This window comes from Lysinibacillus sp. C5.1 (assembly GCF_016350185.1).
Classification (GTDB): Bacteria; Bacillota; Bacilli; order Bacillales_A; family Planococcaceae; genus Lysinibacillus; species Lysinibacillus sphaericus.
Genome location: NZ_CP066226.1, coordinates 1,836,479 through 1,856,931 on the forward strand (window position 1 = coordinate 1,836,479; position 20,453 = coordinate 1,856,931).

General features: G+C 36.7%; 23 protein-coding genes. 17 read left to right on the forward strand and 6 right to left on the reverse strand.

From position 1 onward, the window contains the following. Positions 1–31 precede the first annotated feature (31 nt). From I5435_RS08625 to I5435_RS08665, 9 genes are all read left to right on the forward strand, one after another. Positions 32–1,444: a YfcC family protein gene (locus tag I5435_RS08625; protein ID WP_337983601.1), complete on the forward strand. Its 1,413-nt coding sequence runs from the start codon at positions 32–34 to the stop codon at positions 1,442–1,444. Positions 1,445–1,482: 38 nt separating this feature from the next. Continuing rightward, a complete protein-coding gene (locus I5435_RS08630; RefSeq protein ID WP_337983602.1) occupies positions 1,483–2,706 on the forward strand; it encodes a M20 metallopeptidase family protein in 1,224 nt (407 codons plus the stop codon). Between the two features lie 243 nt (positions 2,707–2,949). Next, positions 2,950–3,762 carry an amino acid ABC transporter substrate-binding protein gene (locus I5435_RS08635; RefSeq protein WP_024363437.1) on the forward strand — a complete coding sequence of 271 codons (813 nt, stop codon included), beginning with the start codon at positions 2,950–2,952 and terminating at the stop codon, positions 3,760–3,762. A gap of 101 nt (positions 3,763–3,863) precedes the next feature. Then, positions 3,864–4,520 (forward strand): amino acid ABC transporter permease, encoded by a 657-nt coding sequence (locus I5435_RS08640; RefSeq protein WP_025219199.1) that lies wholly within the window; start codon positions 3,864–3,866, stop codon positions 4,518–4,520. Between the two features lie 12 nt (positions 4,521–4,532). Further along, positions 4,533–5,279 (forward strand): amino acid ABC transporter ATP-binding protein, encoded by a 747-nt coding sequence (locus tag I5435_RS08645; RefSeq protein WP_024363439.1) that lies wholly within the window; start codon positions 4,533–4,535, stop codon positions 5,277–5,279. A gap of 395 nt (positions 5,280–5,674) precedes the next feature. Next, positions 5,675–6,415 carry a S8 family peptidase gene (locus I5435_RS08650; RefSeq protein WP_337983603.1) on the forward strand — a complete coding sequence of 247 codons (741 nt, stop codon included), beginning with the start codon at positions 5,675–5,677 and terminating at the stop codon, positions 6,413–6,415. A gap of 18 nt (positions 6,416–6,433) precedes the next feature. Then, positions 6,434–7,387 carry an SAR2788 family putative toxin gene (locus tag I5435_RS08655; RefSeq protein ID WP_337983604.1) on the forward strand — a complete coding sequence of 318 codons (954 nt, stop codon included), beginning with the start codon at positions 6,434–6,436 and terminating at the stop codon, positions 7,385–7,387. Between the two features lie 21 nt (positions 7,388–7,408). Next, entirely contained in the window at positions 7,409–7,936 is a 528-nt protein-coding gene (locus I5435_RS08660) for a hypothetical protein (RefSeq protein ID WP_337983605.1), read from the forward strand. A gap of 109 nt (positions 7,937–8,045) precedes the next feature. Continuing rightward, positions 8,046–8,555: a hypothetical protein gene (locus I5435_RS08665; protein WP_337983606.1), complete on the forward strand. Its 510-nt coding sequence runs from the start codon at positions 8,046–8,048 to the stop codon at positions 8,553–8,555. A 45-nt stretch (positions 8,556–8,600) separates the two neighbouring features. Here I5435_RS08665 and I5435_RS08670 read toward each other — a convergent pair whose 3' ends face one another. Continuing rightward, positions 8,601–8,993 (reverse strand): ribonuclease HI family protein, encoded by a 393-nt coding sequence (locus tag I5435_RS08670; RefSeq protein WP_024363445.1) that lies wholly within the window; start codon positions 8,991–8,993, stop codon positions 8,601–8,603. A 183-nt stretch (positions 8,994–9,176) separates the two neighbouring features. On the opposite strand from I5435_RS08670, the gene I5435_RS08675 reads away from it, so the two are divergent. After that, the gene (locus I5435_RS08675) at positions 9,177–9,368 is read left to right on the forward strand and encodes a zinc-finger domain-containing protein (protein ID WP_024363446.1); all 192 of its coding nucleotides are present in this window, start codon (positions 9,177–9,179) and stop codon (positions 9,366–9,368) included. A 344-nt stretch (positions 9,369–9,712) separates the two neighbouring features. On the opposite strand, the gene I5435_RS08680 is transcribed toward I5435_RS08675, so the two are convergent. Beyond that, a complete protein-coding gene (locus tag I5435_RS08680; protein WP_024363447.1) occupies positions 9,713–10,696 on the reverse strand; it encodes an SEC-C domain-containing protein in 984 nt (327 codons plus the stop codon). Positions 10,697–10,920: 224 nt separating this feature from the next. After that, positions 10,921–12,726, reverse strand: coding sequence for an oligoendopeptidase F (pepF, locus tag I5435_RS08685; RefSeq protein WP_108030510.1), 1,806 nt, complete (start codon positions 12,724–12,726; stop codon positions 10,921–10,923). Between the two features lie 229 nt (positions 12,727–12,955). Here pepF and I5435_RS08690 point away from each other — a divergent pair, with 229 nt between their 5' ends. Further along, positions 12,956–13,396, forward strand: coding sequence for a Dps family protein (locus tag I5435_RS08690; protein WP_024363449.1), 441 nt, complete (start codon positions 12,956–12,958; stop codon positions 13,394–13,396). 91 nt (positions 13,397–13,487) lie between these two features. After that, entirely contained in the window at positions 13,488–14,012 is a 525-nt protein-coding gene (locus I5435_RS08695) for a general stress protein (RefSeq protein WP_108030511.1), read from the forward strand. Between the two features lie 57 nt (positions 14,013–14,069). On the opposite strand, the gene I5435_RS08700 is transcribed toward I5435_RS08695, so the two are convergent. Continuing rightward, a protein-coding gene (locus I5435_RS08700) for an IS3 family transposase (RefSeq protein ID WP_337982349.1) occupies positions 14,070–15,424 on the reverse strand; the annotation gives its coding sequence in 2 pieces (ribosomal slippage) (positions 14,070–14,971 and positions 14,971–15,424; 1,356 coding nt in all). Between the two features lie 161 nt (positions 15,425–15,585). Between I5435_RS08700 and I5435_RS08705 the strand changes: the two genes are divergently transcribed. Both I5435_RS08705 and I5435_RS08710 read left to right on the forward strand, forming a co-directional pair. Further along, positions 15,586–15,909 (forward strand): helix-turn-helix domain-containing protein, encoded by a 324-nt coding sequence (locus I5435_RS08705; RefSeq protein WP_107894120.1) that lies wholly within the window; start codon positions 15,586–15,588, stop codon positions 15,907–15,909. A gap of 23 nt (positions 15,910–15,932) precedes the next feature. Further along, entirely contained in the window at positions 15,933–16,277 is a 345-nt protein-coding gene (locus I5435_RS08710) for an IS3 family transposase (RefSeq protein ID WP_167492662.1), read from the forward strand. A gap of 200 nt (positions 16,278–16,477) precedes the next feature. On the opposite strand, the gene I5435_RS08715 is transcribed toward I5435_RS08710, so the two are convergent. Beyond that, a complete protein-coding gene (locus I5435_RS08715) occupies positions 16,478–17,005 on the reverse strand; it encodes a GNAT family N-acetyltransferase (protein WP_108030513.1) in 528 nt (175 codons plus the stop codon). A 269-nt stretch (positions 17,006–17,274) separates the two neighbouring features. Between I5435_RS08715 and I5435_RS08720 the strand changes: the two genes are divergently transcribed. Together I5435_RS08720 and I5435_RS08725 are read left to right on the forward strand one after the other, a co-directional pair. Beyond that, on the forward strand, positions 17,275–17,724 hold the full coding sequence (locus I5435_RS08720) for a Dps family protein (RefSeq protein ID WP_024363454.1): 450 nt from the start codon (positions 17,275–17,277) through the stop codon (positions 17,722–17,724). A gap of 199 nt (positions 17,725–17,923) precedes the next feature. Then, complete coding sequence (locus tag I5435_RS08725; RefSeq protein ID WP_024363455.1) at positions 17,924–18,433, forward strand: general stress protein; 510 nt, start codon at positions 17,924–17,926, stop codon at positions 18,431–18,433. 109 nt (positions 18,434–18,542) lie between these two features. On the opposite strand, the gene I5435_RS08730 is transcribed toward I5435_RS08725, so the two are convergent. Further along, positions 18,543–19,442, reverse strand: coding sequence for a DMT family transporter (locus tag I5435_RS08730; protein WP_024363456.1), 900 nt, complete (start codon positions 19,440–19,442; stop codon positions 18,543–18,545). A 131-nt stretch (positions 19,443–19,573) separates the two neighbouring features. Between I5435_RS08730 and I5435_RS08735 the strand changes: the two genes are divergently transcribed. Further along, a complete protein-coding gene (locus tag I5435_RS08735) occupies positions 19,574–20,449 on the forward strand; it encodes a LysR family transcriptional regulator (RefSeq protein WP_025219213.1) in 876 nt (291 codons plus the stop codon). Positions 20,450–20,453 lie beyond the last annotated feature (4 nt).

Consider the following 20,453-nt stretch of genomic DNA (forward strand, 5'->3'; position numbering starts at 1 on the left):
CTAATAACAAGAGGGATTTGGAGGATTTCACATGTCATTAAAGGACAAACAAAAGGGAATTAACTTTCCACATGTTTACATTATGTTCATGCTCGTCATGTTGCTCGTTGTAATATTGTCTTGGATTGTTCCAAGTGGGGAGTATGAGCGAATTGTCAATCCAGATACGGGTATTACCGAACTTAATACAGAAAAATTTACGTATGTGGAACAAGCAAAACCAATAGGGTTTATGGATTTTTTCACAGCTTTACATAACGGGGTAGTGCAATCAGCAGATATCATTGTCATGTTGCTGTTTGCAAGTGGCGCCCTATTTATTCTTGAAAAGTCTGGTGCGATTGCAGCCGGTATCCATAAATTATTAAGCATTGCAGCAGGAAAAGAAAAACTAATTATTATTACTTTACTCATCTTGTTTTCCGTATTGGGAACAATTGGCTTCGGAGAAGGAGGCATTCCATTTATTCCACTTGCGATGGCTGTTGTGATGGGCTTGGGGTATGACCGCATCACGGCTTTTGCCATTCCAACTGTGGGCTTAGCCATTGGTTTTACATCAGGAGTGGTTAACTTTTATACGACGGGTGTTAGTCAATCAATTGTTGGATTGCCAATTTATTCGGGTTTAGCATTCCGTATCGTTGCCTTAATGGTCTTTGTCATTATTTCAATCATTTACATTCTTCGCTATGCAAATAAAACAAAGGAAGATCCGAGTAAAAGTATTGTGGCTACAGAGTATTTGGAAGAGCTGGAGAATTCAAAAACAGCAGAATATGAAGAAGAAGAATTTACACGGTCTAGAAAGTTGGCATTAGTAGGTTTAGTTTTTGTATTAGTTGGTAGTGCTTTCGGTGCGATTAAACTAGGATGGGGCATGCCTGAACTATCGGCTGTCTATGCGATTTATGCGATCGTACTAGTCCTAATTTTAAAACTTAAACCAAGCGAGGCTGCTGAAACATTTGGTATTGGAGCGGCGAGATTATTGCCTACAGGTCTAGCCATTGGGTTTGCACGTTCGGTGATGATTTTAATGACGCAGGCGCAAATAATTGATACAGCAGTCCATTCATTATCGAATCTATTAAGTAATACAGGAACTATTATTACTTTATTAGTCCTTTTCATCGTGGTGATTTTCTTTAACTTCTTCGTTGTTTCAGGAAGTGGAAAGGTTATTATTTTAATGCCGATTATGGGACCTTTAGGGAAAATATTAGGCATTAATCAGCAAGTAATGGTTGTCGTCTACCAATTTGGTGATGGCTTCACGAACTATTTATGGCCGACATCAGGAGGGCTAATGGCAGCGCTTGGTATGTCAAATGTTAGTTATTCCGCTTGGGTGAAATTTTCAGTGAAACTATTCCTTTTACTACACTTCGCGGCATTTGTCTTAATATTAATTGCTCAATATATGGATCTAGGACCATTATAATAGATTAATTCATTCTAAAAAATAAAGGGGATTGCAACATGATGAATATTTTACAACATGCTAAGAAATATGAAGAACAAATTATTCAAGATCGGCGCTATTTACATCAATATCCGGAAATTGGCTTTGAACTACCGAACACACAAAAATATATTCAACAACGTCTTGATGAAATGGGGATAGCCCATAAGCAATGTGGAGTAGTCCCCCCTGAGATAAAAGAAAAATATGCAGTAGCAGGATTTGGTTCGCAAGATTATTGTACAGGCGTAGTTGCGACAATTGGGCAAGGAAGCCCTTGTATACTTTTGCGCGCTGATATGGATGCACTACCCATTGAAGAACAAGTAGACTGTGAATTTACTTCAAAAAATCCAGGTGTGATGCATGCTTGTGGTCATGACTCCCATGTGGCAATGCTTTTAGGCGCTGCACAAATTTTAAAGGACAGGGAAGCAGAGTTACAGGGTACGGTTAAATTATTGTTTCAACCTGGTGAAGAGTGGGGTTATGGTTCTAAACTAATGATTGATGATGGTTTACTAGAAAATCCAAAGGTGGATGCTGCTTTTGGGATTCATATTATGCCCGATCAACAAGCGGGCACATTATCTGTCCATAAAGGGACATTAACGCAAGCGATGGATACGTATATCGTTACAATTCAAGGTAATGGTGGCCATAGCTCGCAGCCACATAAAACAATTGATGCGAATATGATTATGAATCAGTTATATACTAGTTTAAACCTATTAATAACACGAGAAGCAGATCCAAACCATAGTGTCACCTTTTCGGTAGGTGCTATGAGTGGCGGTACGGCGACCAATATTATTCCTGACAAAGCAGTGTTACAAGGCAATATGCGTAGCTATGACCAACAAACACGTGACCACTTATGTAAACGCATTCCGGAGATGATTGACCATACGGTAAAAGCATGGCGTGGAGAGTATCATACAATCGAATTCCATACACCAACAACTTATAATAATCCACAATTTATTGATGCCATTACCCCATTTTTACAACATGTAGTAGGAGATGAAAATGTGGTGGATAACGGATACCTCGGGGGTTCGGAAGACTTTTCTTACATTTCACAGGAAGTACCTTCTGCATTTGTTGTGTTAGGAACTGGCAAAGAAGGCGAGGCTCCAGTGCATAATCCGCGCATGCGCCAAAATGAAGAGATTTTTAAATATGGTGCTGCTCTACATGCAAATGTAGCAATAGGATGGCTAAAACAACAGCATAAATAATATCTTGAAAAACAGTTCAGCTACGTTGAGTAGTTGAATTGTTTTTTTGGTGGAACAAGTTGCGCTTCTGTTATATTCAATCGTTCAGAATAGAGAAATTTTTATTGAATAATATTCTAATAATTCAATCAGGATATTGACAATAATGCGCCAGTTTGATATTCTTTAACACATTAGTAGTTTAGCAAGAGAAAGTGTAGTTTTTGCTATAAAACAAATTACAATGTAAGGGGATATTAAATCATGAAGCGTATTTTTACACTACTTTTTATGCTTACAGCTATTCTTGCTTTAGCAGCTTGTGGTAATTCTGGAGATAAATCGAGTACGACGGATAGCTCGAAGGAAACAACGAAAGCAACAGACAAAGATACTATTATTATAGGAATCGATGACAAGTTTGCACCAATGGGATTCCGTGATGATAAAAATGAAATCGTTGGTTTTGATATTGACTTAGCACGTGCTGCTGCTGAACATATGGGAATGGAAGCTCAATTCCAACCAATCGATTGGAAAACGAAAGAAGCAGAATTGATTAGCGGTCGTATCGATGTAATTTGGAATGGTTACACAATTACAGATGAGCGTAAAGAAAAGGTTTTATTTTCAAAACCGTACCTAGAAAACTCACAAGCTGTAATGATATTAAATAAATCGTCTATTAAAAAATTAAGTGATTTAGCAGGAAAAGAAATCGGTATTCAATCACAATCATCTGCTGCTGAAGCACTGAATTCAAATCCAATTCACAAAGAAGTGAAAAACGTAACAGAATTTGCAGACAATGTTTTAGCTTTAACAGATTTAAAAACGGGGCGTGTAGATGCAGTCATTATTGATGCTGTTGTAGCAGAATATTACATGACGCAAGAGCCTGACACATTCAAATTATTAGATGAATCATTAGCACCAGAACAATATGGAATTGGTGTCAAACCAGGTAACGAAGCATTATTAGAAAAACTGCAAGCCGCTTTAGATAAAATGAATGAAGATGGCACAGCCGCAGAAATTTCAACAAAATGGTTTGGTGAAAATAAGGTTTTAAAATAATGGTAATAAATCGTGTACTTATGCGGCACGTTTTAATTGAATGTTATCAGTCGATAAGAGTTTCCTCGTGAAACTCTTATCTTTTTGGAGGGAAAATAATTATGGCGGACTACTGGCAAACAATGATTTTGCCGATGCTTGAAGGCGCAAAAATGACGGTGTTGCTGTTCATTATTGCCATTTTGGTATCGATTCCACTAGGTTTTTTGCTTACATTAGCTGTGAAAAGCCGTATCAAACCACTGTCTTGGCTAGCCAATACGTATATTTATGTCATGCGCGGTACACCGCTATTACTACAATTGTTATTAATTTGCTTCGGTTTACCGATGGTGCCGGTAATCGGTGAATATCTGGTACTTGACCGCTTTGTCGCCGCATGTCTTGGTTTTATTTTAAATTATGCTGCCTACTTTGCAGAAATATTCCGTGGTGGCTTATTAGCAATTGATAAAGGCCAATACGAAGCAGCGCAAGTGTTAGGTCTGTCAAAATGGCAAACAACAACACGCATTATATTGCCACAAATGTTCCGTGTAGCGTTGCCTGCTTTATCGAATGAATCTGTTACATTGATTAAAGACACAGCACTTCTTTATGCGGTAGCTGTACCTGAACTGCTGCATTTTGCACAAACAGCTGTCAACCGTGACTTTACCATTGTGCCGTTCTTTATTGCGGGCGCTATTTATTTGGTTATGACGCTTGTTTTAACGGTATTCTTTAAGTGGCTAGAAAAACGGTTTAAATTTGAATAGAGGTGGACACAGATGGCATTGCTTGAAGTATCGAATTTGAAGAAATCCTTTGGCAAGTTAGAGGTGCTAAAGACCATCACATTGAACGTAGAGAAAAATGATGTCGTGGCTGTTATTGGGCCTTCTGGATCGGGTAAAAGTACAATGCTTCGAAGCTTAATCCATTTAGAAGAAATTAATGGCGGCAGCATTTGTGTAGATGGTGACTATTTAGTGCAAAACGGGGCATATGCTAAGCAACAAGACATTAAAAAAATTACCGCAAAAATGGGCATGGTATTTCAACATTTTAACCTATTCCCTCATTTAACAGTACAACAAAACCTTGAAATTGCACCAGGCTTACTAAAAACGGAGTCATCGGATGCAATTAAAAAACGTTGTCAAGACTTATTACAAAAAATTGGTCTTGCTGATAAGGCACAGGCCTATCCAGCGAATCTATCTGGAGGGCAAAAACAGCGTGTGGCTATTGCACGAGCACTTATGATGAACCCACAAATTTTATTATTTGATGAGCCCACTTCTGCCCTCGATCCTGAACTGACAGGTGAAGTATTAAAAGTCATGAAAGATTTAGCGGAAGATCAAATGACAATGATTGTTGTGACACATGAAATGGGGTTTGCACGAGAGGTCGCAAACAAAGTAGTCTTTATGGACGGCGGCGACATTATCGAGGCCAACCATCCAGAAGCGTTCTTTACGAATCCACAACACGAACGGACAAAAGCATTTTTACAAAGGAATTTAAAATAATCTAGAAGCTGTCTCATTTGAGATGGCTTTTTTGTTGATAGAGTCATGAGGAAATCGCCAGTATAACTTCAGGTAACGTCACGAAACCCTCGGGAATCGCCACAAAACCTACAGAAAACGCCACTAAACTAATAGGAAACGCCATTAAAATTGGCATGGAAATCTACATTAAATTGATTGACAACCTTTATGGAGATAATTTAGAATAATCTAAAAAATTATTGAAAAACTTCATTTGTCTTCGAAAAACCCTACAGAATAACTCTCTTTACGAAATCCATGTTGGAAATATTTTTTAACAACTACATAATAAGGTGGCGAACACTATCAATAAAAAATTTAGTGTATTGTTGTCATTGATTATTTGCATTCTTTGTTATTTTGCCTTCGGACAATTGGCAATAAAAAGTGACGGCGAATATATAAAAGTTGCTGTACTGGACAGTGGTATAAATAAAGATTTGGATGTCTTTCAAGGTGTCGCATTTGAAGAAGTCAATTTAACGCATCCTGGGGAAAAAATTAAGGATGATTTTAATCATGGTACGCCAGTCGCGGGAATTATTGTAGGAGAAGCAAAAGCTAAATTAAAAATATACGATATAAAACTTTTAGATGCACAAGGCAATGGCTCCATTGATCATTTAATAGAAGCTATTACATGGTGCATAGATAAACAGGTAGATTTCATTAATATTAGTTTTGGCTTTCAAACGCCCAATGCTGAACTAGAATCTATTATTGAAAAAGCAGTAGAACAAGGAATTACTATTGTCGCCGCAGCAGGTAATACATATGGTTTAGCAACTGACTATCCAGCAAAATTGGCTGGTGTATTGTCAATTGGTTCTATTAATGAAAAAAATAAACGATCCTCTTTTTCAGCTATTGGAAAAATTGATTATGTTTTTAACGGGGAGAATGTACAAAGTATTCATCATAATGGGCAAGCATCTGTCTTTACGGGAACCTCTTTTGCAGCTGCCTATGCAACACATCTATTCATTCAGTTGAAAGAAATATATAAGGAGGTTGAGTCAAAAGAAAATTTTAACGCTATCTTACAACAATATACTGTGACAAAAGATTTTTGGAATGAAGTTGAATATGGCAAAGGTACGATATTTATACAATAATAAAGGAGAAATGAAACGATGAAATGGAAAAAACACTTTATATCTATTATTATTGCAGCGTTGCTATTTGCAAATATTGCACCCAATTTGATTTCTGCACAGGAATATGATGTAGTATCTGATGAGCCTATTGTGATGATTTCCATAGATGAAATACAGGATGTGAATACAGAAGAATACCAACAAGAACTATACGATGAATTAAATAAAAATCTTATTTATTCAGACGATAGTACGGTAAATATTCGGAATATTGAAATATATGATAACGAATTACTTGTCCAAACAACTTTTGAGTCCGAGGATTTGAAAGCGGATTTAGACATCAAGTTTGATAGTGAAAGCGAAGACATATTAATCGATAGTGTCATCGAAGAAAACGGCACTGTTGAGCAAAACCATTATCGTGTGACGATGCAACAACTGGAAGATGACCATTATAGTACAATCTTTACGGATTTAGAAACGGATGAAACGTATGAAAGCAATCCAGCAAGATTACAGGCACACGTAATACCGCCATTGGTATACTTAATCGGTGGTGCGGTCGTTAGATATACAGTACAAAAATTTGGTTTTAAACAGGTTCTGAAAATTGGCAAACGTACATTTTTTAGTAAATCAAAAGATGCGGCGAAAAAGGCTGTAGCCAACTTTACAGATATCACTTTGGATGTAGGCGGTGGTAAAAAGGTTTACTTTACGAAAGCTAAAATGAGACATATTCTAGAAAATCATCATCCAAATTATTGGACTGGAAATAAAGGGAAAACGTTTTTTGATCCAGATTTATCGGTTCATGATATTAAAAATATTGTCACTACAGTAATTAATAATAATAAATTTGCGATATCTAAAAGATTAAATGATATTCAAGGTATAAATGTGCGAGCAAAAGTAAACAGAATTGAATATGAAGTTAGGCTTAATAAGTATGGTCATGTAAATTCAGCTTTTCCAGTTGGAAAATGATGAGAAAGTGTGGTTCTTTGTATGAGTAAACTAAAAATCGAAACATTTATAGGGAAAGAAGATATAACTGCTCCTGTTTATAAAATCGAAAGTTTTCCTATTACCTCTCCATTAGCAGTAGAAAAGGCGCAGAACATTTTAGAGGAAAACGAAGGAGATTACTTAAGTGGGTTTGTAAGCTTGATTTATAATGAGATGGTGATTTTTGGTGAAGAACAATTAACGGAAGATTTATTAGATACGTGGTGTGATTTAATCTATATTTTAAACCATAGATATGATGGAAGAAGTATTGATATTACTTTTTTAGATAATTACAAGGGCAATGCATTAGTTCAAGAAATTGGCCATTTTTATGAAATTCAACTAAATCATTTACAGCGTTTTCTCGTACCTATAGAGCTATTCCGGAATGAGGTAAAGAAGGAATTTCTTAATTTTGTGGAGTTTTGTAAGAATGAAAAATTACAGTTCACCGAAGAAAGTTTATATCGTGGAATTTTAGAAACGTATGATGAATTACTTTATGATGAAGATGAAAGAAGTTGAAAGGTAAAAATACAGACAAGGGACTGTTTATTTTCAATGAGCAGTCCCACAATATACAGTATTATTTAAAAAACTTGGAACTCATTTTCAAAAAAGTGTGGTGCTTTTTATGAATAAACTAAAAATCGAGACTTTTATAGGAGAAGAAGATATAACTGCTCCTGTTTATAAAATCGAAAGTTTTCCTATTACCAATCCATTAGCTGTGGAAAAGGCACAGAAGATATTAGAAGAAAACGAGGGTGATTACTTATGTGGCTTTGTGAGCTTAATTTATAATAATGTGGTGATTTTTGGCGAAGAGCAAATAACGGAAAGTTTATTAGAAACGTGGAGTGATTTAATTTATATTTTTAATAATCACTATGATGGAAGAAGTCATGGAATTGTTTTTTTAGATAATGCTTCCTATAATGATACGGTAATTCAAGAAGTTGGTGAGTTTTATGAAATCCAACTAGATTGTCACCAACGCTTTCTAGTTCCTATTGAACTTTTCAAAAATGAAGTGAAAAAGGAATTTATTAATTTTGTGGAGTTTTGTAAAAATGAGAAATTACAGTTTTCCGAAGAAAGTTCTTATCGTGGACTTTTAGAAACGTACAATGAAATAAAATAAGCGAATAGGGGACTGCTTGTTTTAGCGGGCGGTCCCCCTATTTTTTTAATTTTTTTCTTTTTGAATAGCGTTGCGTGCTAGTGCATCTGCTGCTTTATTTTGCCCATCTGGAATCCATTTGATGAAAAATAAATCAAAATTATTTGCAAGTGTTAATGCTTGTTCAAGAAAAGGTTTAAATTCTTCGTTTTTGACATATTCTTTTTCTATAGATGTAACGACCACTTTTGAATCGGAACGGACGGAGACAATGCTTGTACCTAGTTTTTGTGCTTCTTCTAAGCCCCGTACTAATGCGGTGAATTCGGCGATATGATTATTTGTATGACCGATGTACTCACTAATTTGTACGTGATGGCCTTCTCCTTTAATAAAAATGCCAATGCCGCTAGGGCCAGGATTACCTGCACTTGCCGCATCGATATAGACCTCTAACATGAAAATCCCTACTTTGCGATTAGACTTCCATTTTATTGTACAGCAATGGGGCTGTTTGACAACCTCCAAATGATTGAAACAATTTTTGTTAAATTAGGATGAACAAAATAGTTGCTTGAACACAATGTTGACTTCATAATAGAAAGACATGAAATTTGGACGTGAAGGGGGCGAATGTTCTTAATGGATAAAGTGACGGTTATGAAAGATATTGATGAACTACATGATATGTACTGTGCTGATTGCTTAGTCATTAAGCAACTGCGGAAAGAGCGTGGGAAACAAGGGGCCCATCGTTTTTGTATTGAGGCGTGTACAGTAGGAGAGCGACTGCAGTTTTTAGGGGAAGAGCTAATGAAAGTGTATAGCAAATAAGGCGCCGATTGTGAGAACTCACATAAAAATATCCAATAAGAAATTTTTATGCATGAAATTAAGCATATGTAGTGCTTTTCTTGCATAAATAACTATATGTTCGGAAATAATAAAATTGGTTGGTTACCATAGAAAAAGCTACCTTGTTATCTGTTATTATGCAGATAACGAACGTAGCTTTTTTCTATTTATTTTTTGAAACGCGGGTAAAACAGTGTAAATCGCGGATAGAGGTCCATCAAACGCGGGTAAAACAGAAGAAATCGCGGATAGAAGGCAAATACCGCTTTAGCAAAACAAGTGTTAGATTGATTGTAACTCAATCTAACACTTGTTTTTGTTTTTTATTTTGTTGAAGCGTATTGACTTAAATCTTGGTAGTATTTTGTTAAAGAGGAAGGGGAAATATCGAAAGTCGCTGCAATTTCTTTGACTGTCATAGAAAGTGATTCAAATAGCTCTTTTTCCTGACCGTAGCGAATAGCACCTGCTGCGATGGCCGCTTCTTTACGTGCAGAGGGTTGTCCTTCGATTAAGTAATCCTCTAATAGTTCAAGCATCGGTGCTGTTTCACGCTCATTTTGTTCAAGGAATTCCTTAACTTGCGTAATAACACCGTTCTCGAAGTTTGTGAATTCTTCGCCCTTGTAGCCGTTAGACACAAGTAGCTCCCAGAATGTTAGATGATCTTCTTTTAAGAATGTTTGAACTTTCTTATTTGAAGCCTCGAAGTTTTCTTTTAACTTCACAAATACTTGTTCATGGTCATGTGGGAAGAATATAAGCGTTGATACCGCTAGATAATGCGCTTCCTGCTTCGTGCCATCTGGCAGGATAAACGCAAAGACATGCATTCCCTCAGGAATTGGCTTATCATTTTCGCGACGGATATAAATTTCTTCATTTGAAAGAACATGACTAGCTTTAAAATATTTTTCCTCTACAACAGTTACCGTACCAATAAAGAGTGTAGGTTGTGACCAGCCTTCAAGTACTTTTAAAGTTGAAGGTCTTACCGTCTTTTTCTTCGTTTTCTTTAAATACCCTTTCCAAATAGATGGCTCTTGATGGAAGAAGAAGTCGTCTAACGCAATCGCTTCAATAAGCTCACGTTGTAGTACGCTCTCTAATTTAGGCTGCCATGTGCCAACATGCTCGATATAAGCACGAACATCTTTGCGTTCTGGATATTCTAAATAGAATGTTTGTAGTACACGCTCTAGTTCTTCGATTGCTACAGCTTCAACTGTAACTTGCTGTTTACCTTCACAACATTTTTTGTATTTTTTGCCGCTACCGCATGGGCATGGATCATTACGTTTTACCATAATTAGAAACACTTCCTTTGAAAATTGTTAGTCGATTTTTGCTAAATAAATTGCGTACACTTAATAATAACGGTACTTTTGTATGAAGAAAAATGATTATCTATTTTGAAATATCAAAAAATTAGAGGGACGCCCTAATTCTATTATATGTATGTATTTTCTAGCTTAGAACTAAAAAAAGAAAACCATCTACGCACTTGAATTGAGCGTAGATGGTAATACTATTAGACTTCAATCTCTGCTGTTAGTCTTTCAAGCTCGTCAATTAACTGACCGATGTAAGCAATTGTATCTCGCAGCGGTTGATCTGTCGTGACATCAACACCTGCCATTTGGGCAAGCTCTACAGGCGATTTAGTGCCACCTGCTTGCAGTACTTTTAACCATTCATCTACAGCCGTACTACCTTCTTTTAAAATACGTTGCGATACTTGTGTAGAAATCGTTAAACCAGCACTATATGTGTATGGATACAAGCCCATATAGTAATGAGGCTGACGCATCCATGTTAATTCTGCGCCTTCTAGGATATGGACAGTATCGCCCCAGAAATCTTCTAAAACAGTACGTTTTAATTGATTCAATACTGTAGCATTCACTGATTCGCCAGCGTCCACTAGTTCATATACTTTACGTTGGTATGCTGCCTCTAGTAAATGTGTGACGAAGTTATGATAATATGTTTTCGATACGATGTTTGATATAACCCAACGTTTAAAGCGTTTATCATCATTATGTGTCAATAAATAGTTTGCTAATAGCATTTCATTCATTGTAGATGGTGCCTCGATAAAGTAGAGGGAAGGGCGATTATTCAAATACGATTGATGTGCATGTGCATTAACAAAATGACCGGCGTGACCAAGCTCATGGATTAGTGTGAATACCTCGTTCATACGCTCATTCCATGACATTAAAATGTACGGATGGCTACCGTAGGGACTTGAGCAAAATGCGCCTGTAGATTTTCCTTTATTTGGTGCGTAATCAATCCAGCGCTCGTTGAACGCCCTTTCAATCATTTCCTCATAATCTTTACCCATTACAGCTAATGATTTTTCAACATAATCTTTTGCTTCTGCCATTGTTAATTTTGGATCATAGCTTGTATCAAGTGCTATTTTTAAATCAGCAAACGTCATTTTATCTAAGCCATGCGCTTTTTGTACAAGCTTGGCATAACGACGCATATGTGGGGCAAGCTCTTTTGTAATAAGGTCAATTTGACGATTATAAAGCGAACGATCGACATCTTGGTCAAATAATAAAAAGTCAATGACAGAGTCGAAGCCTCGTAAATCGGCGATTGTTTTCTCTTGCTGGATATGCGTGTTATATACTTTTGCCGTAGTATGTTGATACTCACGAAGCTTGTTAGAAAAGGCATTGAATGCTGCTCGACGTATCGTTGGATCGCTTTCAAGTTCCCAATCATTTTCGAATAACACATAGCTAAGCGGATGATTTTTGCCATTTGCTTCAAACTCCCCGAAATGCATATCCACGAGCTTTGTCGTGTTATAAATTTCATAAGGTGCGTCGAATGTAGAACGCAAAGCAGCAAGCGTTTTTTCTACTTCAGGATGTAGTTGATGAGGCTTTTGCTTTAACAGTTGTGTGATATAGCGATTATATAGGGGACTTGACGCTGCAGCTTGCTCTAAAATGGTTTCGTCTAATGCAAGCAATTCGCTATTCACGAATGCGATGGAACTGCTAATTTTTCCAATCGCAGTGCTAAATTTTGCTGCGCGCATTTGTGCAACGTCATCCGTACGATCAGCCTGTATATTTAAGCTCGCATAGGTTCCCAGAGGGATAATGCCTACTTGTAATGCTTCAAAGGCTGTCAGTACCTCAATTACCTTTTGCGCATCCGTAATGCTCCCCTTATAGGTGCTTTCAAATTTTACTGCATCTTCTACAAACTGAGCTAATGCAGGTTCAAAATCAGCGTCATTTTCAAGTAAATCCTGTAAATTCCACGTTTCTTCCACTGCAACATCTTTCCTTAATGGTAATACTTCCATGTCAGAACACCCCTTTTAACGTAAGTGATTCCATTATAACGAAACTATTTCGAAAAGTGAAATAATTACAGGGGGAAGAATAAGATTTTAGTAGCCTAGCGAAATCATGATTTTTTTTTAAAAAGAAGCAGAACATGTTTGAAATTGTGTCAGTAGGGAAAAATGAAGTATAGCCAGAGTACAAAGCAACGCATACTAAAGGCTAGTATGAATTATTGGAGGAGATATTATGTCACAAAATTTAAACAAGCAACTAAATAAGCTAGTAGCAACATACTCTGTACTGTATACAAAATTGCATAACTACCATTGGTATGTAACTGGCAGTGCCTTTTTTACACTGCATGAAAAATTTGAAGAATTATATAATGAAACAACATTAAATTTAGATGAAATCGCAGAGCGTATTCTATCCAAAGATGGCAAACCAGTAGCTACTTTAAAAGAGCATCTGGAGCTTTCTTATATAGAAGAAGCAACAGGTAAAGAAACAACGGAAGAAATGGTTGCTACAACAATTTCTGATTTCCAAAAGTTGATGAAAGCTTTAAACGCAACGATGGAGCTTGCGGCAGAAGAGGGCGACGATCGAACGGAAGACTTATTAAACGCTATGTATCAGTCACTTGAAAAACATGCATGGATGTTAAAAGCATTCCTGAACGAATAACTTTAAAAGGAAGACAAAAAAACAGTAAAGGCAGTTCCTCTGATACGAATAAGTATGGAGTGGCCATTAAAAATAGGAGGACATATATTGCATGAATGAACAAAATCCATATATTGAAGTGGCACACTCGAAAGAGGAAATGCTAGAAATATTAAAACAAATGCATAACCGAGGTTTTCACACGAATGATATTCATATTATTGCGAAGGACGCTACGCCATTTGCGGACATTAAATGGGAAACAGATATACACACGCATGAGGCAGGCAATTGGCTCGATCAGTTTAAATCATGGTTTACAGGTGAATCTGCTGTAAAAGAAGGCGTCAAACGTTTTCATTTAAGTGAGGGGCAAACGGCCTATTATGCACAACTTGTAGAGCATGGTGCTATTGTTGTGTTTGGCGAGAAGGCCAACACAGATGCCCCAGTAACAATAGCGATTGATCAAGAGGAAAATCGCTATTGGCATAATCCACTTGAACCTCGCGTTACTGCGCCTGAACCATTTATTGATACGATTGATCATGTCGAGACGCCTGAGCAACGAGAGCATCGGTTAAGAGCAGAAGAAAGTTTGGAAGAAGCGGAACAATTGAATAAAGATAATACGTAAGTAAAACCCTCTTCTGTTAATGAAGTGACCCCTAAAAGTTAGACACGGTTATTTCATTTAGGCAGCTTGGGTAAACTGAGTTCGGTATTGTACCGGACTCAGTTTTAATTTTGCCTTAATTCGTTTCGTATTGTAATACGTTATATAGTTTTCAAGTTCCAATTTAAAATGCTCAACACTTTCGAACTCCTTTAAATAAAGGAATTCCGATTTCAAAATCCCAAAGAAATTCTCCATCACCGAGTTGTCATAACAGTTGCCTTTACGTGACATACTTTGCACAATGCCTTTTGATGCAAGTGCGTGACGGTATTGCTTCATTTGATAATGCCAGCCTTGATCGGAATGCATCAGTAATTGGCGTTCCTCTGGTAACTTCTCTAATGCTTTCTCCAACATTTCTGAGACAAGTGAATACGTTGGTCGATGACCAATTGTGTAAGTAATAATTTCTCCGTTAAATAAGTCTAAAACAGGGGATAAATAGAGTTTTTCACCAAACAATTTAAACTCTGAAATATCTGTTACCCACTTTTCATTAGGGGCTTCAGCTGTAAATTTGCGGTCTAAAATATTCGGTGCGATTTTACCGACTGTCCCTTTATATGATTTATACTTTTTCATTCTGACTACGCACTTTAAACGAAGTGTTTTCATGATACGTTGTACTTTCTTATGATTCACTCTTCGTCCACGATTTGCGAGTTCATCACGAATGCGACGGTATCCGTAACGCCCTTCATGTTCGTTATAGATGGATTGAATTTCAGCCTTTAAGTCGGTATCTGGATCGGGACGATTCAGTTTCTTCACTATGTCATAATACGTACTACGTGGAATCTGTGCGAATTCGACAAGTGCCTTCACCGAGTATTTATGCCTTAATTCATAGATGACCTTTACTTTGTCTTCTTTGGTGATGTTTCTTTGGCTTGAACTAAGGCGTTCAACTTTTTTAAATACTCGTTTTCCATTTCAAGCTGCTTGATACGAGCTTGAAGTGCTTCTGGTGAGCCTTCTACTGGTGTATGTTTTGGTTGTTTATTGGTTTCTTTTTTCATGGATGGACGCCCCTTTTCCTTTGATTGAAGGGCATCGAATCCTTTTGTTTCAAACTGTTTTCGCCAATGAATAATGGACGATGGAGCTGCTATACCAAAGATAGCCGCTGTTTCTATTAAGGACGTGCCGTGCTCAATCATGAAGTTTAGTACGTCTAGTTTAAACTGTGCTGTATAGTTTGTATATGATTTTATAAACGCTTCAACACCGTTATACTCATATTGTTTAGCCCAGTTAAGAATAGCCTTATGATCTGTCCCAATCGATTTAGCAATTTCATGTGAACTTTCTTTGCCTTCTAAGTATCGTAAAGCTGCTTGTAATTTTTCCTCTGCAGTATATTTTGCCATTAAAAACTGCACCTCCAATTGTTAGATGTGTCTAACAATTGGGGTGCAGTTCATAAAGAAGGGGGTTTTTACAATATATTGCTTTACTATTCTGTTCTCGTTTATTGTTCTAACTATTATAATAGTATAAAAAAGGAATTGCTGAAAGGATAGCCGAACTGATGCCAAAGGGAAGAAAAACGACATTAGAGGAACGAGTTCAAATCGTTTTCTTTTGTTTAAAGCATGATAAAAACTACCAACTTACTGCAGATAGGTTTCAAGTGTCGTACCAACAAGTTTACCAATGGGTTAAAAAATATGAAGCGGGTGACGAAGCATCGCTACAAGATAAACGCGGGCGAACTAAAAAAGAACAGGAGCGTACAATAGAAGAACAATTTAAAGAAGAAATAAAATATCTTGAACGCGAAAATGAACGTCTACGTACAGAAAATGCATTGCTAAAAAAGCTAGAGGAAATCGAAGGGAGGAGAGTTATGTAAATAAATATACAGCCATTCAAGCATTGCATCACAACGACAACTACTCTATCTCGCTACTATGCGAATGCGCAGGAATTGCACGCTCAGCCTATTATAAATGGACACAGCGCGTACCAACAAAAAGGCAACTTGAAAATAACGAGATTTTAAAAGAATTAAACGCGCTACATGAAAAGGGACAAGCAAACGTTGGCTATCGCAAAATGAAGCTCCATCTAAACCATAAATACAATAAACAATTTAATCATAAACGGATTTATCGATTGATGAAACTAGCTGCTTCGCCATCACAAAGTATGCAAATGGGCGCACCACAGCCTACCCCAACTCTAAAAAATCCTGTTGGAAATCTATTCAATGAGGAATAGTATTGATTGTAGTTTAGAAATTGCGGAATACTGCTAAAAATATATAAACTAAATTAATAAACCGAATGCTAAAATGAAGGACGCTTGTAGTACATATAATATGCATTCGGTTTATTTCGTCTACTACTATATTTTGGCTATAACCCTTTGTTGAAGTAGTTACTATTTTAAGTGATACTAGGATTAAATAAACCTTATTGTTACAAACGGCTTGCCTCCGAATCGTTCCAATTATAATAAACAAAATTTAATTTTTGTCCATTCATTGCAAACTCTTCAGAACTTGTGCCAGTGTATATAAATCCATTTTTTTCTAATACTTTTTGTGAAGCTATATTGTTTGTTGTTGTTTTCGCAGCAATTTGTCGAATGCCTTTATTGCTCGCGATTGTTAATAATAACTTTAACGCTTTATTAGCAATGCCCTTGCTGCTATGTTCATCGCCAACTCGATAACCGATATGACCTAACTGTTGTTTTTTATCTATGTCGGTTAAATTGATGCGCCCAACGATTTGTCCAAGTTCATTTTTGATTAAATAGAAATAAGATCGTTCTTGCTCTTGTTCATGTATTAGCATAAGGTTTTGCTTTTGAAAATTATTAAATTCATAATAATCATCACCACGACTTGGTACCATTTTTTCGAAATAAGCCCGATTAGTAAGCTCGAATGTATATAAACTTTCCATATCAACGTATGTCAATTGGCTTAATGTAATATTCATAGAGTCTCCTTTTTGGAAAGATGTATCCAACATTTTTATTCCATTATACGTAATTTAAGGACATAATGCTTTAACAAACTCTATCAAGTATGCTTGTTCAAAGTACTCAATGTAGAGTTCTTTTTATTTGGATGCCAATCGTACATAGTGTATTAAGATTTTTACCCTTTTTGTTATTTTTTATTTTATTTAAGGTGTCTACTTGACAGGGTTCGACAGTATATTGCATACTGAAATTATATAAATAACAATAATTTGGAGGGGTAATTATGCCACAAGATTTAAACAAGGAATTGAATAAACTCGTAGCAACATGGTCGGTACTGTATACAAAACTACATAACTATCATTGGTATGTAACCGGGAATGCCTTTTTTACACTCCATGCAAAATTTGAAGAATTATACAATGAGGTTACATTAAATTTTGATGATACGGCTGAACGTATTCTATCCAAAGGTGGCGAGCCTGTCGCTACTTTAAAAGAATACCTTGAGTTATCCTATGTAGAAGAAGCAACGGGAAAAGAGACAGCAGAGGAAATGGTCGCAACTACGATTTCTGACTTTGAAAAGCAAATGCAAGCTATCAATAATACGATGCAGCTTGCTGCAGAAGAAGGCGATGACCGTACAGAAGATTTGCTGAATGCGATGTATCAATCCCTTGAAAAACATACGTGGATGTTAAAAGCCTTTCTTGATAAAAAAGGCGCTTAAAATACAGAGCACTTGGAGTTTAGTTAAAGCTCCAAGTGTTTTTTAAATTTTGGGAGGACAGGCAATATGACAAACAGGCAACAGAATAATAATTGAGATGACAATTATTACAGTTGTATAAAGGATGCATAAAAAGGGTTTTTTCTTAAAGTGTCGGGGTACATACATAGTAAGCCTTACAAATTAGGAGGAATTGAACATGATGAATGAACAAAACCCAAAAATTGAAGTTGCACATACGAGAGAAGAGATGTTTCACATTTTAAAATGTATGCGCATGGAAGGTTACCACACGGATGAAATCCATATTATTGCAAGAGAAGCTAGCGATTTGGAAGATGTCAAATGGAACGCTGATGTGAAAACCCACGAAGCTGGTAATTGGTTTGACCAAATTAAATCATGGTTTACAGGAGAAACAGCGGTTACAGAAGGATTAAAACGTTTTGATTTGACAGAGGGTCAGACAGCATATTACGCACAACTTGTGGAAGAAGGGGCCATTGTATTATATGCGGAACATGATGACAACATCGATCCAACATCGGCTACACTTGGCGTCGAATCACAACGTGCACAACTGGATGCGCTGGATACACGTGTCACGCCACCTGAATCGATTGTGGATGAGACACCAGCTCAACGTGAGGAACGCTTAAAGGCTGAAGAGCGTATGAATGATGCTGAACAAATAAGAAGATATTTGTAGTTAACGATAAATGATTATTGTCGCGGAAAGCGCTCACCGAGTGGGCAGAGCAGCAGATAATAGAAAAGAGTGGGATTGATTATGGTCAATCTCACTCTTTTCGTATTGATTAATGCATCACTTTTTCCTGTTCATGTTTTCTTATAAAGCGTAAAAGGTGAAGATGTTCCAGTTGGGCAACAAGATTGCCGATTAAAATAAAGCTACCACCAATCAGTAATTTAACCGTAAGCCCCTCACCGATAAACATCATGGCAAACATCGCGGCAAAAATAGGCTCCAATGAAAAGATAAGCCCTGTATGTGTAGCAGATGTATACTGTTGTGCAACAGTTTGGCCAACAAAGCAAAAGGCGCTACAAATAATACCAAGCCCTAAAATGGCAATCCATGAAGTAGTAGAATTTGGAAGTGTTGGTGTTTCAAAAAGTAGCGTTAATACAAGTGCATACAATCCAGCGAAGCCGAGTTGATAGATGCCGTATGAAATCGACTCTACGCTACGAGTAAATCGACCGTTTAACAGCAGATAAATTGAATAACTTAACGCAGCAATAGCGACTAAAATATCGCCTGTTTGGAAAGTAAATGAATGTTGTACAGTTAATACAGTAATACCAATCATTGTGCTAACAATCGCAAAACTAACAGCTTTTGAAGGCAATTTTTTGTCGATAAAGCTACTGAATATAGGCACTAGCACAACTGTCAGACTTAAAATAAATCCTGCGTTGGAAACGGAAGTAGTCTCCAGTCCGAATAAGCTAAGTGCAAACACAATGAATAAAAGCAAACCTTGAATAGCTGCGTATTTTAATGTTTTGAAATCGACTTTGATCATGCGTTTATAAAAGAGTATGCCTGCTGCAAAAAATGCGATAATACAACGCAACGCTACCACATTATAAACAGCCAATGTTTCAAGCCCCATAACCATAAACGTATAAGACAATCCCCAAAACATTGTTACAATTACCATTAGTAAATTTGCTTTTCCTTGATTACTCATTATGCCACCTTCAATCTGTGTACTAAAACAGTTTTATACTAAAATTTACTATATATCTTGTATTGTGATTAGTAAAACGAATGTTTATAATGATTAATATTAAAAAAATTCATGTATAAGAGGGAAAGTGAATGAGTTTAGTCAAATACGAGATTTTGAATAAAGTTGCTGAAGTATCGAGTTTTACAAAAGCAGCTGATGCGCTTGGATTAACCCAATCGGCAGTTAGTCATGCTGTTTCAAGCTTAGAGAAAGAATGTGGATTTGCACTAATCCATCGAAGTCGAACAGGTGTAACATTAACGAGCGAAGGACAAACGATGCTGCGTGCGATGCGTCAAGTTCTCGATGCAAATGAATTATTACAGCAAGAAGCGGCCCATATTCTTGGTGTGACCCGTGGTAAATTGCGAATAGGTGTTATTTCTAGTATTTCATCCAATTGGATGCCCGAAATTATTCGTATTATGGACAATCAGTTTCCAGGCATACAAGTAGAATTGCGCGAAGGCGATTATTATGAAATCGAACAGTGGTTACAAAGCGGTGTAGTGGATGCTGGGTTTTTAAATGGTCAAAAATCGGAACAATTCCAATTTATCCAGTTAGTACAAGACCCTCTTTTATGTATCGTTTCCAATCAAAGTTCTCTCTATAACCGAGCAGAAATTGATATTGCTGAATTAGAGGATATGCCTTTTATAATGACGTCATATCGGGGCACCAATGATGTAAAAGTTCTTTTAGAGCAGTATCATGTGAAACCAAACATCCGCTTTGAGCTGTCAGAGGAAGTAGGAATTATTTCAATGATTTCGCATCATTTAGGAATTAGTATTTTACCTCGCTTAGTTATTAATCGATTGCCGTCTTCATTAAAGGCCATCCCGTTAAAACAAGGTGGTTATCGAACAATTGGGCTGGCAATGAAATACCAAGCCTCACCAGTGACAAAAAAATTTGCGGAAATTTTAAGTGCATGGCTGAAAGAACAAAATAAGAAATAGGTTA

Bases quoted from the DNA above. Each gene is read 5' to 3' on its own strand.
- I5435_RS08625 (WP_337983601.1), top strand. From the start codon at position 32: ATGTCATTAAAGGACAAACAAAAGGGAATTAACTTTCCACATGTTTAC.
- I5435_RS08630 (WP_337983602.1), top strand. From the start codon at position 1,483: ATGATGAATATTTTACAACATGCTAAGAAATATGAAGAACAAATTATT.
- I5435_RS08635 (WP_024363437.1), top strand. From the start codon at position 2,950: ATGAAGCGTATTTTTACACTACTTTTTATGCTTACAGCTATTCTTGCT.
- I5435_RS08640 (WP_025219199.1), top strand. From the start codon at position 3,864: ATGGCGGACTACTGGCAAACAATGATTTTGCCGATGCTTGAAGGCGCA.
- I5435_RS08645 (WP_024363439.1), top strand. From the start codon at position 4,533: ATGGCATTGCTTGAAGTATCGAATTTGAAGAAATCCTTTGGCAAGTTA.
- I5435_RS08655 (WP_337983604.1), top strand. From the start codon at position 6,434: ATGAAATGGAAAAAACACTTTATATCTATTATTATTGCAGCGTTGCTA.
- I5435_RS08660 (WP_337983605.1), top strand. From the start codon at position 7,409: ATGAGTAAACTAAAAATCGAAACATTTATAGGGAAAGAAGATATAACT.
- I5435_RS08665 (WP_337983606.1), top strand. From the start codon at position 8,046: ATGAATAAACTAAAAATCGAGACTTTTATAGGAGAAGAAGATATAACT.
- I5435_RS08670 (WP_024363445.1), bottom strand. From the start codon at position 8,993: ATGTTAGAGGTCTATATCGATGCGGCAAGTGCAGGTAATCCTGGCCCT.
- I5435_RS08675 (WP_024363446.1), top strand. From the start codon at position 9,177: ATGGATAAAGTGACGGTTATGAAAGATATTGATGAACTACATGATATG.
- I5435_RS08680 (WP_024363447.1), bottom strand. From the start codon at position 10,696: ATGGTAAAACGTAATGATCCATGCCCATGCGGTAGCGGCAAAAAATAC.
- pepF (WP_108030510.1), bottom strand. From the start codon at position 12,726: ATGGAAGTATTACCATTAAGGAAAGATGTTGCAGTGGAAGAAACGTGG.
- I5435_RS08690 (WP_024363449.1), top strand. From the start codon at position 12,956: ATGTCACAAAATTTAAACAAGCAACTAAATAAGCTAGTAGCAACATAC.
- I5435_RS08695 (WP_108030511.1), top strand. From the start codon at position 13,488: ATGAATGAACAAAATCCATATATTGAAGTGGCACACTCGAAAGAGGAA.
- I5435_RS08705 (WP_107894120.1), top strand. From the start codon at position 15,586: ATGCCAAAGGGAAGAAAAACGACATTAGAGGAACGAGTTCAAATCGTT.
- I5435_RS08715 (WP_108030513.1), bottom strand. From the start codon at position 17,005: ATGAATATTACATTAAGCCAATTGACATACGTTGATATGGAAAGTTTA.
- I5435_RS08720 (WP_024363454.1), top strand. From the start codon at position 17,275: ATGCCACAAGATTTAAACAAGGAATTGAATAAACTCGTAGCAACATGG.
- I5435_RS08725 (WP_024363455.1), top strand. From the start codon at position 17,924: ATGATGAATGAACAAAACCCAAAAATTGAAGTTGCACATACGAGAGAA.
- I5435_RS08730 (WP_024363456.1), bottom strand. From the start codon at position 19,442: ATGAGTAATCAAGGAAAAGCAAATTTACTAATGGTAATTGTAACAATG.
- I5435_RS08735 (WP_025219213.1), top strand. From the start codon at position 19,574: ATGAGTTTAGTCAAATACGAGATTTTGAATAAAGTTGCTGAAGTATCG.